This window comes from Nocardiopsis dassonvillei subsp. dassonvillei DSM 43111 (assembly GCF_000092985.1).
Classification (GTDB): domain Bacteria; phylum Actinomycetota; class Actinomycetes; order Streptosporangiales; family Streptosporangiaceae; genus Nocardiopsis; species Nocardiopsis dassonvillei.
Genome location: NC_014210.1, coordinates 3217666 through 3232995 on the forward strand (window position 1 = coordinate 3217666; position 15330 = coordinate 3232995).

At 72.5% G+C, this 15330-nt stretch carries 12 protein-coding genes; 6 read left to right on the forward strand and 6 right to left on the reverse strand.

Translation table 11 applies throughout. From position 1 onward, the window contains the following. Positions 1-12 precede the first annotated feature (12 nt). From NDAS_RS13330 to NDAS_RS13340, 3 genes are all read right to left on the reverse strand, one after another. Positions 13-2136 (reverse strand): WD40 repeat domain-containing serine/threonine protein kinase, encoded by a 2124-nt coding sequence (locus tag NDAS_RS13330; RefSeq protein WP_041553164.1) that lies wholly within the window; start codon positions 2134-2136, stop codon positions 13-15. A 389-nt stretch (positions 2137-2525) separates the two neighbouring features. Further along, complete coding sequence (locus NDAS_RS13335; RefSeq protein WP_013153722.1) at positions 2526-3371, reverse strand: alpha/beta hydrolase; 846 nt, start codon at positions 3369-3371, stop codon at positions 2526-2528. A gap of 304 nt (positions 3372-3675) precedes the next feature. After that, positions 3676-5187, reverse strand: a complete 1512-nt coding sequence (locus NDAS_RS13340) for an MFS transporter (protein ID WP_013153723.1) — start codon at positions 5185-5187, stop codon at positions 3676-3678. 101 nt (positions 5188-5288) lie between these two features. Between NDAS_RS13340 and NDAS_RS13345 the strand changes: the two genes are divergently transcribed. Further along, on the forward strand, positions 5289-6143 hold the full coding sequence (locus tag NDAS_RS13345) for a helix-turn-helix transcriptional regulator (RefSeq protein ID WP_013153724.1): 855 nt from the start codon (positions 5289-5291) through the stop codon (positions 6141-6143). Between the two features lie 234 nt (positions 6144-6377). On the opposite strand, the gene NDAS_RS13350 is transcribed toward NDAS_RS13345, so the two are convergent. Further along, positions 6378-7424 carry a glucose 1-dehydrogenase gene (locus NDAS_RS13350; RefSeq protein ID WP_013153725.1) on the reverse strand — a complete coding sequence of 349 codons (1047 nt, stop codon included), beginning with the start codon at positions 7422-7424 and terminating at the stop codon, positions 6378-6380. Between the two features lie 373 nt (positions 7425-7797). On the opposite strand from NDAS_RS13350, the gene NDAS_RS13355 reads away from it, so the two are divergent. The 3 genes from NDAS_RS13355 to NDAS_RS13365 all read left to right on the forward strand — a co-directional run bounded on the left by NDAS_RS13355 (position 7798) and on the right by NDAS_RS13365 (position 11457). After that, entirely contained in the window at positions 7798-9198 is a 1401-nt protein-coding gene (locus tag NDAS_RS13355; protein ID WP_013153726.1) for an acyl-CoA synthetase, read from the forward strand. Positions 9199-9478: 280 nt separating this feature from the next. Then, a complete protein-coding gene (locus tag NDAS_RS13360; protein WP_013153727.1) occupies positions 9479-9898 on the forward strand; it encodes a Fur family transcriptional regulator in 420 nt (139 codons plus the stop codon). A gap of 59 nt (positions 9899-9957) precedes the next feature. Then, complete coding sequence (locus tag NDAS_RS13365) at positions 9958-11457, forward strand: catalase (RefSeq protein WP_013153728.1); 1500 nt, start codon at positions 9958-9960, stop codon at positions 11455-11457. 206 nt (positions 11458-11663) lie between these two features. On the opposite strand, the gene NDAS_RS13370 is transcribed toward NDAS_RS13365, so the two are convergent. Continuing rightward, the gene (locus NDAS_RS13370) at positions 11664-12041 is read right to left on the reverse strand and encodes an ankyrin repeat domain-containing protein (protein WP_041553165.1); all 378 of its coding nucleotides are present in this window, start codon (positions 12039-12041) and stop codon (positions 11664-11666) included. Positions 12042-12260: 219 nt separating this feature from the next. Between NDAS_RS13370 and NDAS_RS13375 the strand changes: the two genes are divergently transcribed. Next, on the forward strand, positions 12261-13049 hold the full coding sequence (locus NDAS_RS13375) for an SAM-dependent methyltransferase (protein WP_013153730.1): 789 nt from the start codon (positions 12261-12263) through the stop codon (positions 13047-13049). Between the two features lie 370 nt (positions 13050-13419). Further along, positions 13420-13854, forward strand: a complete 435-nt coding sequence (locus tag NDAS_RS13380) for a hypothetical protein (RefSeq protein ID WP_041552758.1) — start codon at positions 13420-13422, stop codon at positions 13852-13854. 103 nt (positions 13855-13957) lie between these two features. On the opposite strand, the gene NDAS_RS13385 is transcribed toward NDAS_RS13380, so the two are convergent. Then, on the reverse strand, positions 13958-14959 hold the full coding sequence (locus NDAS_RS13385; RefSeq protein WP_013153731.1) for a glycoside hydrolase family 11 protein: 1002 nt from the start codon (positions 14957-14959) through the stop codon (positions 13958-13960). Positions 14960-15330 lie beyond the last annotated feature (371 nt).

Genomic DNA, 15330 nt, shown 5'->3' on the forward strand with positions numbered 1-15330 from the left:
GGGGCTTTCGTTTCAGTCCGGTTGCTCAAGCTCGTTGACGACGGTCAGGTTCTCGCCGTCCAGTATCAGCACCTGGCCCGCCTCCGGATCGACGACGGCCAGGAACTCGTCGCGGGGGTGCGGGTCCAGTGGTCCGGGCAGCAGGGCGTCGCCGTCGCGCAGGACCTCGCCCGTTCCGGTGTCCCACACCGTCCCGAGCAGTTCGGTGACGCCGTACGGGTCCCCGACACCGGCGTACAGCCGTTCACCGTCGGAGGAGAACGCGAGGGAGAATCCGACGTCGGGGTCGTCCTCGCCGATGCGGCCCAGGTCCCGCAGGGTGGTGCCCGTGTCCAGATCCACCAGACGGACCCGGTCGGTGTCCTCCAGCAGCGCCATCACCGACGGATCGGTCGGATGCGGGGCGAATCCCAGGTTCCCGGGCCCCTCGAAGTAGTGGACCCAGTCCCCGGTGTCCGCGTCCCACACGGCGACCCCCAGCACTCGCTCGGAGCCGTCGCTGACGGTGCCGAGGAGCCTCTCCCCGTCGGCGGTGAACTCCAGGTCGAACACGTGGCTGAACGTGTCCGGCCCCAGCAGGGGGACGGTGAGGACGCGTTCGCCCGCCGCGACGTCCCACACGTGGATGACGTGCTCGATGCCGTCCCGGCCCGGTTCGTTGGCCACGACCGCCACACGGGCCCCGTCGGAGGACAGCGCGGGGTTGCGGGGGTTGGTGCGCTGCTCCTCGTACACCAGGACGGCCTCCTCGGTCAGCGTCCCGTCGGTGTCCCGCAGGAGTTCGATCCTGTCCTGGTGGCCGGGCCCCACCCCGTCCGCGTGAACCATCGCCATCACGCCGTCGGCGTTGATGTCGGTCTCGGACGGCGAGGGGTCGAGGAAGGCCGTGATCTCGCCCGCACGCCAGTCCCACACGGAGAAGTAGAGCGAACCGGTGGCGTAGACCCGTTCCCCGTCGGGGGAGAAGGCCACCCCGTCGGCGGACGACAGGCTCTGCTGGTACCCCTGCGGAGCGAAGGCGGGGTCGGCGGTCCCCTCCCCGGCCGCCTCTCCTGCGGCCGTGCCGTCACCGGTGCCGTTCGCCGTGGCGTCGGCACCGGCCGCCGCGGGGTCCGTGTCCCCCTCGGGTTCCCCGCCGCCGGGCAGCGCGGTGAGCGCGTACCCGCCCCCGGCCACCAGGACCAGGGCGGCGGCCGCGGCCCCCGCGATCAGCGCGTGCCGCCGCCACCGGGCCCGGCCCGCGCGGGTGCGCTCCCCGGCCTGCCGCTCCCCCAGCCGGTGAACGTCGCCGGTCACCCCGTCGGGCAGCCAGGCGTGCGCGGTCCGCGGCACGGGCACGTCGGCCAACGCGTCCAGGACCGCGGCCGTGTTCGGGCGGTGCCCGGGGCTCTTGGCCAGGCAGCGGGCCAGCAGGTCGCGCAGCGGCCCCTCCGGGACCGCCGCCAGGTTCGGGGGGTCCGACAGGACGCGCCGCAGGGTCTCCTTGGCCGATGCGGGCCCGAACGGCGGTTCCCCGGAGGCGGCGAACAGCACCGTCCCGGCCAGGGAGAACACGTCGCTCGCCGGGGACACGTCACGGCCCCTGATCTGCTCGGGGGAGGTGTAGGCGGGGGTGCCGAAGGTCTGCCCGGTGCGGGTCAGCACCGTGCCCTCCACCGCCCGCGCCAGCCCGAAGTCGATCACCTGCGGGCCGCGCGGGGACAGCAGCACGTTGCCGGGTTTGAGGTCGCGGTGCATCAGCCCGGCCCCGTGCACCGCCTCCAGGGCCCGGGCCAGACCGGACACCAGCACGGGCAGGGACTCGGGCGGCAGCGGCCCGTGCTCGCGCACCGCCTCCTTGAGTGTGGGGGCGGGCACGTACTCGGTGGCCATCCACGGCACCTCGGCACCGGTGTCGTCGTCGACCACCGCCGGGGTGAAGGGTCCCCGGACCCGCCGTGCGGCGCGCACCTCGCGGGCGAACCGGGCCCGGAACTCGGGGTCGTGGGCCAGGTCGTCCTTGACGAGCTTGACGGCGACCAGATCGCCGCCCGGGGCGCGGGCCAGGTAGACCTCGCCCATGCCGCCGGCCCCCAGGCGGGCCAGCAGCCGGTGGGGCCCGACGGTGCGGGGGTCCTCAGGGGTGAGGGGGTGCACGGGGGTCCTCACGGTGTCGCGGTTCCGGTGGCGCCGAACCCGGTTCAGGGGGCGGGGCAGGGACAAGTTACCGTCCGGAACACCCTGTGCACAGGACCGTGTCCACATGCGGTCTCCGCGCGGTGCCGGGCCGCGCGCGCCCGGTACGGGAACCGGGTGCGCGTGCCGCTCCGGCCGGTACCGTCCGCCCGTTCCGGCCGCGGGCCCGGGCCACCGGCCGGACCGCACGGAGCCGCCGGAACCCCGCTGTTCGCCCGGCGGAGGACGAGGGCCCGAAGACCCGGGCCGGGCGGGACCCGGCCCGGGTGTCTCACGCGCCCACGGCGGCGCCCCCGGACAGGCGCTCCCGGACGGCGGTCGGCCGTCCGGGAGCGCGCGGGCCCGGTCCCCTAACCGAGGTTCTTGCTGTCGGTGTCCCACTCGGTGGAGCACAGGCCGCAGTCGTCGCCGACGAACTCCCGGCGGGCCCGCTGGTCGCCCTTGAGCCGCCACTCCAGCCAGGCGACGCCGACGCGTCCGTACTCCCCGCCGTCGGGCTCGGCGAAGGTGCCGTAGTGGCCGACGTCGAGGTGGCCGATGAAGGCGGGCAGCCCCCGCGGCAGCCGTCCGTAGTCGTCCAGGGCGTTCTCGTAGGCGATGTCGCCGGGGCCGCCGGTGAAGTAGGCGACGGGGGCGTGCAGGTCCTCCAGCAGGTCGTTGTCGCGGTCGGTCAGCAGGCCGCTGTTCCACAGCACGGTGGTGTCCACGCGCGGGTCGTCGGCGACCTCGTAGGTCTCCAGGCCGCCGCAGGACTGGCCCATGATCGCGACGCTGTCGGTGTCGATGTGGCCCCGGTACTCGCTGAACAGGCGGTCGTTCTCCTCGATCGCCCAGTCGACCGCCTCGGTGAGCATCTCGGGTTCGGTGCTGCCGAACCCGCCGGGGCGGCCGCTGGCGATGACCAGGAAACCGTGTGAGGCGAACTCGGTGAGGATGTTCTCGAACCACGTCCCGTCGGCGCGGCAGGCGCCGTTGCCCCAGGCCACGATCGGCAGCCGCTCGCCCTCGGGCAGGTCCACGGGCCGGTAGACGGTGTGGTCGCGCAGGCGCGGGGTCGTGACGTACTCGGCGTCGTAGGGCCCCGTCCCGCCCAGGACCCGCACGGGGTCGGCGGCGGCCGTCCCGGGGGCGAGGGCGGCGACCGTCGCCAGGCCGAGGAGGACCGACGCCGTCCGGCGTACCAGCGGTGATCCCATCTCATTCTCCTTGGGGGTTCGAAAAAAGCGAGGGTTCCTTTTCCGGCGCGCTGGACACCGAATATCGAACGCCGGTCAGAAACTGTCAACACGCCCTCGCGCACGACACGTGGTTCCACCGATACACCCGCCGGTCCTGCGTTTTCTCCGTTCGGTGACAGAACACGCACCCGACCAGGAAAGGAGGGTCCGGAGAAAGGGGAGAACCGGTGCCACGGGAAAAGATCCCGCACCGTGATCACCTCCGGCACCGGCCGCACCACGCGACCGTCGGCTCACGGTGTCGGCACCGGCCGTTCCCGCCTCAGCGCCTGGGCAGGGCGAAGGCGAGGAGGGCGAAGGCGATCGCGAACGCGGCCTGGACGACCATGCAGATCGCGAGTGCCGTCATGTAGTCCTGCCCGGGCGGGGCGGTGGAACCGGCCATCGCAGTACCCAGAACCCCTCCGGCGACCGCGACTCCGAGCCCCATGGCGGCCTGCTGCGCGGTCTGGATGACCCCGGAGGCCGCTCCTGCCGAGGAGGGCGGGACGTCGGCGATCATCGCCCCGACCAGCGGACCGAACATGAGCGCCTGACCGACCCCGACTCCGACCAGCAGAGCTCCCAGCGTCCACCCGCTCATACCCGGGCCCCGCATGAGCACCGATGCCGCGGTCGCCACCAGCATCGCCGCCTGGACGAACCCGCCGATCGTCAGCAGACGGCGGAATCCGAAACGGGGCGCCAGCTTTCCCGACCAGATCGACACGGCGAAGAAGCACAGTGCGAACGGCAGCAGCACGAGGGCCGCACCCATCGGGGACCAGCCCAGACCCGTCTGCGTGGAGAGCGCGTAGAGGAACGTGAACGCGCCGAAGGCCGACTGGAGCAGGAGGGCCATGATGAGGCCGAGCCGGTACGACCTCAGACGCAGGAGCGGCGGAGGAACGAGCGGGACCAGGTCGCGGCGGTGCAGTCGGAGCTGCCGCGTCCAGAACGCCGCGAACGCCACCGGGCTGGCCGCCAGCAGTGCCCAGCACCACCCGGGCCAACCGAGCGCACCGCCCTGGGACAACGGGATCATCAGCGCGAGCAGCGATACCCCCAGCAACGCGGTCCCGACCAGGTCCAGCGAACGATCGCCCGGTGCGTCGGTGCTGGGCATCCAGCGCAGAGCGGCGAGGAACGCGACGGCGCCCATGAGGACACTCATCGCGAAGACCGTGCGCCAGGGGGAGCCGAGCAGGGGGACCGACAGCAAAACGCCGCCGAGGACCTGACCCACCGCCGTCGCGCCGCCCGCGGTCGCCCCGAACAACGCCACCGCCCGGGCACGCTCGCGTCCATGCGTGGAGGCCGTGATCGTCGCGAGCACCTGGGGAACCATCGCCGCCGCCGACACGCCGGTGAGCGCGCGGGCGACGATCAGCACGGCAATGGTCGGCGCGAGCGTCGCCATCAGCGAGAACGCGGTGAATCCGGCCATGCCGAACAGGAAGAGCCGCCGCCTGCCGTACAGGTCGCCCAGACGCCCGCCGACGACCATCGGCGCGGCGAAGCCCAGGGAGTAGACCGACACCACCAACGACTGCTCGGACGCCGAAGCGTGCAGCGAGGCGCCGATACTCGGTACGGCGATTCCCGCGGCGGCGAAGCTCATCACCGACAGCAGCAGGGCGGACAACGCGGTCAGGAGTCCGACCGTGCCCAGCGTCGCAGGCGGCGCCCCCTCCCCTGCGGCTGATCGGGCCAGCGTGGTGGCGCTGCGGGCCTGGCGGTAACCCTCGGCCCGCGCAGGGGTCGTCTGGCTCCGCGGTTTCGATTCTCTAGTCACGTCTCGACCCTGGCAGGGGCCTCATCCCGGTACCAGATGCCTGTTTATGGGGGTACTGACCGAACCTGGCTACTGGTCCGCACGTGAGGCATGGTGGAGACATGACAGGTTCCCGACCCCCCGCGGTCAGACGCGATCTCGGCGCCTTCCTGCGCACCCGACGCGAACGGCTCACCCCGGACCAGGTGGGGCTTCCCAGCACCGGACGCCGTCGCACGCCCGGCCTGCGCCGCGAAGAGGTCGCGGTGCTCGCCGGAGTCGGCGTCACCTGGTACACCTGGCTCGAACAGGGCCGACCGATCAACGTCAGCGCGCAGGTCCTGACCGCGGTCGGCAGAGCCCTTCGCCTGGACGACACCGAGAAGCGACACCTGGAACGCCTCGCCGGTGCGCGTACCCGGTCGACCGCTCCGTTGGCACTCGACGCGTCGCTGTCGACGGCCTACCAGCCGGTACTGGACAAACTCGACCCCTACCCCGCCTGCCTGCAGACCAGCGCGTTCGACGTGGTGGCCTACAACCTCCCCTACCGCTTCCTGTTCACGGACATGGACCGGATACCGCCCGCTGAGCGGAACTGCGCGTTGCAGTTCTTCACCAACGCCGACTGGCGCAGCCGCTATGTCGACGACGACGTCGTCGCCGCTCGGATGGTCGCACAGCTGCGCGCGGTCGCCGGCACCGACACAGGCCACACCGCGAGCACCACGGTCCGGGAGCTGCGGCAGCGGTCGGAGGAGTTCTCGCGGCTGTGGGACCGGCACGACGTCATGCTCCAACACCTGGAGACCAAACGACTGGACAGTCCACGGGTCGGCTTGCTGCGCCTGAACTTCGTCTCGTCCAACGTCGCGGAGACCGGTCACCGCCTGACCGTGATGACACCAGCCGACGAGACCACCTCGCAGCGGCTCCTCCGGCTGTCAGAAGTGGACGTCGACGCCCAGCGCGGATGACGGCGGCGACCGCAGGTGGCGTCGGCGGCCCGCCGGGAGCGTCCGCCGGTAGGTTCTTCGCCCCGGGCGCGCCCTCGCACAGCGGTCGCGGCCCCCTCCGCCGTGACCCCGTGCCCCTAGCGCGGTTCGGCCGTCCATCCCCGCCATGAGAACAGGACCACCGCGGGTCAGGGCCCTTGCGTCGCACCGGTTGCGCTTCCGGCCGGTCCTCGTCCAGCGCCCGCGGGCACCGGCTCACAGCTCGATGACGGTCTTGACGTCGTCGCCGCCGGGTTCGAACGCCTCGTGCGCGCGCTCCAGCGGCAGCCGCCGGGTGATCATCCGCTCCAGCCAGGCGTGGTCGGCCCGCGCCAGCGCCCGCGCGGCCATCTCGTAGTGGCGCAGGTTGGCGTTGACCGACCCGAAGAGCACGTCGTTCTCCAGGACCAGCTGGCGGTTGATCGCCCCGGCGTCGACGTCGATCGTGTGCCCGCCCGACGAGATGCCGGTGAGGCACACGATCCCGTAGGCCGCGTTGTGGGCCAACGCGTCGAGGATGACACCGGAGGCGCCGGTGGCCTCGATGACCACGTCCGGCTCGCCCGTGGCCGCGACCTCGGCGACGCCGCCGGTGTGGTACGTCGCCCCGAGGGCGGCCACCAGTTCGGGCTTGACCCCGTGCTCCACCCGGTCCAGTACGTGCACGTCCAGACCGCGCTGGACACCGATCATGGCGGCGAGCAGGCCGATCGGCCCGGCGCCGGTGACGAGCAGGCGGCGCGGCTCGAACCAGGCGCGGCCGCCGATCCGGTCGATCTGGTCCCACGCCTTGGCCACGACCGTGGTCGGCTCCATCAGCACGCCCACGCGCTCCAGCGAAGGGTCGAGCCGGACCGCGTAGTCGGCCTCCACCGTCCACTGCTGGGAGCCGTAGCCGTGGATCTGCTTGATGCCGCGCTCGGTGAACCCGCCGTTGCGGCACATGTCGAACTCCCCGTGCGCACAGGCCCCGCACGGCACGGGGTCGGGCCTGCGCACCACCCCCACCACCAGGTCGCCCGCGGAGAAGCCGCTGCCGTCGGGGGCCTCGCGCACCCGGCCCAGCGACTCGTGCCCCAGGATCAGGCGCTCGTGACCGGGCGGCGCCTCGCCGTACCCGGCGTCCGCGATCTCTCGGTCGGTGCCGCAGATCCCCAGCGCGATGCCGTCGACGAGCAGCTCCCCCGCGCCCGGCACGGGCGTCTCGACCTCGCTGACCCGCACCGAACCGGCCTGCGACGGCACCACCGTCAGAGCACGCATGGCCCTCCCCCTCACCTGACGCACGTGTTCGGCCCCGGTACCGGGTGCCGAGGCGTCCCCGGAACGCGGGACCGGGGGTCGGGAACGCTCCCCGGCGCCCGCCCCGTCCCCGGGGATTCTGCCAAGCGGCTACCCGGGCGCCGCTCCCGACACACGAGGCGGGACGCGAACGGGACGAGGCGCAGCCCGAACGGGGCGCGATCGGGACGGGCGTGAACAGGGCGGGGCGGAGCGGGAGCGGGGCCGGGGCGGGCAGAACGGGAGCGGAGCGCGGACGAGGCCGGGCCGGGGCGTGAACGGGCCGAGGCCGCTCCCGCGCCGCTCCTGTGGTGTACTGGCCGACTGGACAGGACACGACCGGAAGGGGCGCGAGGTGCTGCTGGGTTCGGGCGCGGACGAGGGGACCGCGGTGAGCGTCGGCGGGGCGGGGCTGGACCGCGAGGGGCTGTGGTCGGCCGCGGCCGCCGTGGCCGAGCGGGTCGCGGGGGCGGACGCCGTCGCCGTGCACGGCGAGGCCTCGCTGTCCACGGTCGTCGCGGTGGTCGGCGGCCTGCTGGCCGGGGTGCCCGTGGTCCCGGTCCCGGCGGACTCGGGGACCGCCGAGCGCCGCCACATCGTGCGCGACTCCGGCGCCGCGCTGTGGCTGGGCGCCCCGAGGGAGGACGTGGACCTCCCCGTCGTCCCGGTGGACCCGGCCGAGCGCTCCTCGTTCGCGCTCCCCGAACCGCCGCCCGAGTCCACCGCGCTGGTCATGTACACCTCCGGGACCACCGGACCGCCCAAGGGCGCCCTCATCCCGCGCCGGGCCGTGGCCGCCGACCTGGACGCGCTCGCCGACGCCTGGGACTGGACGCCCGACGACGTGCTGGTGCACGGTCTGCCGCTGTTCCACGTGCACGGCCTGATCCTGGGCGTGCTGGGGGCCCTGCGCGTGGGCAGTCCGCTGCTGCACACCGTCCGCCCCACCCCCGCCGCCTACGCGGCGGCGGCGCAGGGGACTCGGCGCGGAACCCTGTTCTTCGGCGTGCCGACGGTGTGGTCGCGGATCGCCCGCGACCCCGACAGCGCACGCGCCCTGTCCGGGGCGCGGCTGCTGGTCTCGGGCAGCGCCCCGCTGCCCGACACGGTGGCCGACGGCCTGCGGGGGGCGTGCGGCCACAGCCCCGTGGAGCGGTACGGGATGACCGAGACGCTGATCACCGTGGCGGCGCGCGCCGACGCGCCCCGGCGCACCGGCTGGGTCGGGACGGCGCTGCCGGGTCTGGAGACGCGGCTGCGCGGCGAGCACGGGGAGCCCGTCGCCTCCGACGGCGAGAGCGTCGGCGAGCTCCAGGTCCGCGGGGCCACCCTGTTCGGGGGCTACCTCGGGCTGCCGGAGGCCACGGCCGCGGCGTGGACCGGGGACGGCTGGTTCCGCACCGGCGACGCGGCGGTCCGCGACGGGGACGGCTGGCACCGGATCGTGGGCCGGATGTCGGTGGACATGATCAAGACCGGCGGCTACCGGGTCGGCGCGGGCGAGGTCGAGGCGGTGCTGCTCGGCCATCCCGGGGTGATGGAGGCCGCCGTGGTGGGCGAGGCCGACGACGACCTCGGCCAGCGGATCGTGGCCTACCTGGTGGGCGAGGGCATCTCCCCCGAGGCGGTCATCGACTTCGTGGCCGAGCGCCTGTCGGTGCACAAGCGCCCGCGCGAGGTGCGTGTGGTGGACACGCTGCCGCGCAACGCGATGGGCAAGATCCAGAAGAAGCTGCTGGGCAACGCGTCCGCCTGAGTGTCGGAGGGGCGGCGGCCCGCCCGCCGGAGCGGGGTCGGCGAACGCGTGCGCGCGGATGGCCGCGGGCCCGCCGTCCGGATGGGGGGGTTCTCCCCCGCTGGAGCACTTGCCCAAGCAGCACTTTTACGTCGTAGATCACAAAAGGGACATTCCGCTCCCCGCTGGCGCGCGGTGAGACGGCTCTCCTGGGTACCGTCAGGGCCCGCAGTGCGGGGGGCGGAGCCGGGTTAGGCGCACCTTTGTTGGAATCATTCCAGAAAAGTGGTTCAATGGGCGCATGCACCAGACGGAGACCGAGGCCCTCCTCCGGGGGGCTTCGCTACGCGTGACCCGACCCCGGGTAGCGGTCCTGGAGGCGGTCGGGGCTCATCCGCACGCCGACGCCAGCACCGTGCTCCAGGCGGTCCGCGGCCAGCTCGGTGCGGTGTCCACACAAGCGGTGTACGACGTGCTCAAGGCTCTGACGGACGTCGGACTCGTCAGGCGGATCGAACCGGAGGGGTCGCCCGCGCGCTACGAGCGCAGGGTGGGCGACAACCACCACCACGTGGTCTGCCGCAGCTGCGGCACGATCGCGGACGTGGACTGCGCCACCGGAGCCGCGCCCTGCATGACGGGTTCGCAGGACCACGGTTTCGCCATAGACGAGGTCGAGGTCACCTACTGGGGCATCTGCCCCGACTGCCAGAAGGCCTGACACACGCCCGGTGCCCTGACCGCGGCACCGAAAGATCCCACCTTAGGACCGAGGAATTCATGTCTCAGGACAACACGAAGCCGCTGACCACGGCCAACGGCGCCCCGGTAGCCAACAACCAGAACAGCCTCACCGCCGGACCGCGCGGCCCGATGCTGCTCCAGGACCTGTGGTTCCTGGAGAAGCTCGCGCACTTCGACCGCGAGGTCATCCCCGAGCGTCGGATGCACGCCAAGGGCTCCGGAGCCTTCGGTACCTTCACGGTCACCCAGGACATCACCCGGTACAGCAAGGCCGCGATCTTCTCCGAGGTCGGCAAGCAGACCGAGATGTTCGCCCGCTTCTCCACCGTCGCCGGTGAGCGCGGCGCCGCCGACGCCGAGCGCGACATCCGCGGTTTCGCCCTGCGCTTCTACACCGAGGAGGGCAACTGGGACGTCGTCGGCAACAACACCCCGGTCTTCTTCTTCCGTGACCCGCTGAAGTTCCCCGACCTCAACCGCGCCGTCAAGCGCGACCCGCGCACCAACATGCGCTCGGCCGAGAACAACTGGGACTTCTGGACCAACCTCCCCGAGGCCCTGCACCAGGTCACCATCGTGATGTCGGACCGCGGCATCCCCGACGGCTACCGCCACATGCACGGCTTCGGCTCGCACACCTTCTCGTTCATCAACGAGGCGGGCGAGCGCTTCTGGGCCAAGTTCCACTTCCGGACCCAGCAGGGCATCAAGAACCTCACGGACCAGGAGGCCGCCCAGGTCGTGGCCGGGGACCGCGAGTCCGCGCAGCGCGACCTGTTCGAGGCCATCGAGCGGGGCGACAACCCCAAGTGGACCTTCTACGTCCAGATCATGCCCGAGGCCGAGGCGGCGGACTACCGCTTCCACCCCTTCGACCTGACCAAGGTCTGGTCCAAGAAGGACTACCCGCTCATCGAGGTCGGCGAGTTCGAGCTCAACCGCAACCCGGAGAACTACTTCGCGGACGTGGAGCAGGCCGCCTTCACCCCGGCCAACCTGGTCCCGGGCATCAGCTTCTCGCCCGACCGCATGCTCCAGGGCCGCCTGTTCTCCTACGGTGACGCCGCCCGCTACCGCCTGGGCGTCAACCACCACCAGATCCCGGTGAACTACCCGCGCGGCGCCAAGCTGGTCAACACCTACCACCGCGACGGCACGATGCGCGTGGACGGCAACCAGGGCGGCGTGCCCGGCATCGAGCCCAACTCCTACGGCCGCTGGCAGGAGCAGCCCTCCTACGCCGAGCCGTCGCAGGCCATCGGCTCGACCGCGGACCGGTTCGACTACCGCGAGGACGACGACAACTACTTCGAGCAGCCGGGCAACCTGTTCCGCCTGATGAACGCGGACGAGCAGCAGCGCCTGTTCGAGAACACCGCGCGCGCCATCGACGGCGCCTCCCAGGCCACCATCGAGCGCCACATCGGCAACTGCACCAAGGCCGACCCGGCCTACGGTGAGGGCGTGCGCAAGGCGATCGAGGCCCTCCAGGCGGGCAAGGTCTCCGCGACCGACCCCAACTCGGACGCCGTCTGAGCAACGCCCGAAGCCCTGATGCCCTGATCGGGGCAGGGGCGTGAGGACCCCGGATCCGGGTCCGATCCACCGAGCCGACGCGGCCCCGACCGCGTCGGCTCGGCCCGTTCCGGGGCCGGGCCCCGGAGGGCGCCGGGCACCGTCGGGCCCGGGGCCGTCGGGCCCGGGGGCCGCGGCGGCGCGGCCCCCGGGTCGGGATCAGCGGATCAGGGCAGCAGGTGGGAGCGGCCGAACATCTCGGCCGCGGCGCGGGCGCTCGGCGTGCCCGCGTCGAGGTCGGCGCCCGCGGCGACGAGCAGCGCCACGATGCCCTCCTCCCCCTTGAACAGCGCGCCGGCCACGGGAGTCTGGTCCCGGTCGTTGCGCAGGTCCACGTCGGCGCCGCGGTCCACGAGGGCGCGGACCGCGGCCTCCTGACCGTGGTAGGCGGCGAGCATCACCAGGGTGTTGCCCTGCTCGTCGCGGGCGTCCACGGGAAGGCCGTGGTCGAGGAACTCCAGCAGCTCCTCCGTGCGCCCCTCCCGGGCCAGGTCCATGGCCAGGGCGATGACCCGGCCCGTCTGCTCTGCGGAGAGTTCGTTCATGGGTTCCATGCTAGACACCTCCACCTGGCCGAACGCGCGCACGCGGCCCCGGCGGAACCCGGAGGGCGCCGGGGCGGAGCGGGCCGGGGACGCCCGGGGGCGGCGGAGGGCACGGATCGTTGCCCGGAAACCCCTGTGGCGCAAGGGTTTCGTGGTTGCGGTGTTGCCCACCGGGCCAGGACAATTGCAGCGCGACACCCACTTCCCCGAGAGGACACCATGGCCGCCACTCCCCCCATCGACACGTCGGTCCCCCACTCCGCACGCGTGTGGAACTACTGGCTGGAGGGCAAGGACAACTACCCCGTGGACCGGGAGCTAGGCCAGCAGATCGCGCGGGCCTTCCCCGAGATCGTGGAGGTCGCCCGCGCCGACCGGCAGTTCCTCGTCCGCTCGGTCACGCACCTGGTCGAGGAGGAGGGCGTCCGCCAGTTCCTGGACATCGGCACCGGCCTGCCCACCGCCAACAACACCCACGAGGCCGCCCAGGCCGCCGCGCCCGAGTGCAAGGTCGTCTACGTCGACAACGACCCCCTGGTGCTGACCCACGCCCGCGCCCTGCTCACCAGCAGCCCCGAGGGCTCGACCGAGTACGTCGACGCCGACCTGACCGACCCCGGTCCCCTCCTGGAGCAGGCCCGCCGGTACCTGGACTTCTCCCAGCCGATCGGGCTGACGTTCATGGGCACCCTGGGCCACTTCCCCGCGGACGAGAACACCTACGCCCTGGCCCGCGCCTACGTGGACGCGCTGCCGTCGGGCAGTTTCCTGGCCCTGTGCGACAGCACGAGCACGAGTCCGCAGATCATCGAGGCGTCCAAGGCGTGGAACGAGGGCGCGAGCCAGCCCATCCACCTGCGCACCGCCGAGGAGATCGAGCGCTTCTTCGACGGCCTGGAACTGCTGGAGCCCGGCGTGGTCTCGGCGTCCCTGTGGCGCCCGCTGCCCACCGAACTGGGCGAGCCCAAGGAGGTCGCCCAGTACGGCGGCGTGGCGCGCAAGCCCTGACCGCGGACGCGTGCGCGGGGCGCCGGGCCGGAGAAACCCCGATCGGGGAACGGGGCCGGGCGGTCCCGCGCTCACCGGGAGACGGGAGAGCCGGACGGACGGCAGCGGGGCCGGGCGGGCGGACCCATGGCCACCGGCCGAGAGGACCGGGGTCCGAGGGCCGGGACCGAACGGGCGGTCCCGTACTCGGCGGACGGGACCGGGGAGTGGGCGTTACGCGGCACGGACCGCCTCCCTCCGGAGGCCGACCGGCGCACCGCGCGCCCTGCGGACGGCCTCCGACCGGCCTCCCTCGAAAAATCCGGGTTCCTCCCCGATCAGGCCTGTGGACAACCCGATCCGGCCGTGTCCGCGCGCGCATACTCAGAGCATGCTCTCCTCACACGCCTCCGCCCTGCTGTCCGCCCTCCTCGACGACCTGCCCGGCACCAAGCACCTCCTGACCCTGCACACCCGGCACGTGCTGGCCACGTCCGTCGAACGCCGGGAGGAGGGCTTCGACGTCGAGCATCCGGCGGTGGTGGAGCGGCTGTGCGCCGCCGTCACCAGCGGCGACCCCGCGGCGGTGGTACTGCGCAGCCCCACCGACCGGATCTCCCACACGCTTCCCGACGGGGTGGACGTCCCCGTGACGCTGGTGCGCGGCTGGACGGTCACCGACCGGACCCTGGCGCCCCTCGACGAGGCGCGGATGTTCGACGCCCACTGCACCGACTCCGCGTCGGGCGAGCCCATACCGCCGGAACCGGGCGTGGTGTACACGGACGCGCCCGCAGTCGACCTCACCCTCTTCCACGGCACGTGAAAGCCCCCGGCGCCGTTCGGTGCCGGGGGCCCTCACATGCCGCCCGGGGCGGCGCGGCGGTCGCGGCCGCCGCGCCGCGGGTGGATGTCGGCCGCGTCCGGGGTCAGTTCGCGCTGCAGGAGACCGTCGGCCAGGTCCAGTTGCCGTTGTGGTCGATCGTCACGCCCCAGTTGTTGCCGTTGCCGTTGGGCCTGGCGGTCAGCACCTGGGAGCTGGGGTAGTCGGCGCCGACGTTCCACGTGGCGCTGATCCTGGCCGGGGACGGCACGTTCATCGTCACGGTCCAGTCGTTCGAACCGCTGACCGAGACGTTGAGGTTGTACCGGTCGCTCCACTGCTGGCCCGCGGACAGGGTCGCGGTGCAGCCGCCGCCACCGGGGTTGCCGGGGTTGCCGGGGTTGCCGCCGCCGCTGGAGCCCACGGTGATGTTGGAGCTCCCGCTGCTCTGGTAGCCCTCCGTGGCCATGATCATGTAGTCGTGGTTGCCCAGGTTCATTCCGGCCCGGGCCCACGCGTCGAAGTGGTTTCCGGAGGTGATGGTTCCGCCCGTGCGCCTGGACTGACGCACGCTCCAGTACTGGGGGAAGGTCTGGATGCCGTCGATGGAGGGGGCGTCGTAGCGCATCGTCCGGTAGATGTCGTAGGTGCCGCCGTCGCTGGTGACCGTGCCCATGTGCGTTCCGGTGGGCCGGTAGGTGCCCCAGTTGTCGACGATGTAGTACTCCACGAGCGGGCTCCTCGTCCACCCGTAGAGCGTCAGGTAGGCGTTTCCGGACGGGTTGAAGCTGCCCGAGTAGGTCACCGCCCTGCGCCCGCCGGTGGGCCAGCCCTTGCCGGCGACGAAGTTGCCGGTGTTGCGCCATGAGGTGGTGTAGTTGCCGCCGGAGCCCAGCTCCATGGAGACGGTCCCCTGGCTGTCGGTCCAGAAGGAGTAGAAGTAGCCGTTGTGGGTGCCGGTCTGGTTGGTGGTGATGGCCGCGCTGGCGGTGCCGGGCAGCAGCGCCAGGGTCGTGACCAGCGCGACCGCGACGGCGCAGACCCGGCCGACGAGCGTTCTGGCGCGGCCTTGTCCGCGGCTGCGCGGGGGTGCGGGGGGATGGTTCATGGGTGCTTCCTCCTCGGGGATCGGGGGGTCAGGAGGCGTGCGGAGGACCGGATCGGGGGTGATCCGACCCGACGGGGACCGTGAGCCCCGTCACAGGGCCAGTGTCCGTCCGACTCCGTTGTGTTGTCAATAAATTCCGGAATATTCCGGATAACTTGGCGGACGGCTCCCCTTCCGCACGGCATCTGTCCTGTTCGGCGACCTGTAGTCGTGACGCGCCCGCGATCGAACACCCTTACTTCCGGAAGGGTTCCGGATCATGGTGGGCGGTGAGCCGCCGTCCTACGGGAGCGCCAAAGGCCCGGCACGCGCGGGCAACGCCTTCGCGCACCGGCCACGGCAATGCGCTCCGGCCTCCCTCTCGGGCCCGT